The following is a 309-nucleotide window of genomic DNA, read 5'->3' as shown; positions in this document are numbered from 1 at the left end:
TTGCAGCCATCGATGGCAAAGAGTTCTTTTCCCAACAAACCTTCTTGATCGCAGACCAGTAGCACCTGTTCAAACAGGTGTTCGATCTCCAGCGGATAGCTGCTAACGAAGGCGGCAATGGTTGTGAAATGAGGAACTGAATCGCATGACAGGGCCTTGAAGATAATGTTGTGTTCGCAACACCACTGGATCTCGCGGCTTGACGTAATACCTTTGGAATAAGCGAACAGAATAATCTTCAAGAGAATCGCCGGATCATAAGCTGGACGCCCACCGGCCTTGCCATCATTGCAGTACAAATCGTCGAAT

1 protein-coding gene is annotated in these 309 nt (G+C 48.2%); it reads right to left on the bottom strand.

The annotated features are described in order from the left end of the window. A partial coding sequence (locus OUO13_RS12870) for a transposase (protein WP_283174304.1) occupies positions 1-309 on the bottom strand: 309 nt, incomplete at both ends.

Source organism: Parathalassolituus penaei, assembly GCF_026626885.1.
GTDB lineage: Bacteria > Pseudomonadota > Gammaproteobacteria > Pseudomonadales > Oceanobacteraceae > Oceanobacter > Oceanobacter penaei.
The sequence above is the reverse complement of the archived record's forward strand: the minus strand, read 5'-3'. Positions and strand labels throughout refer to the sequence as shown.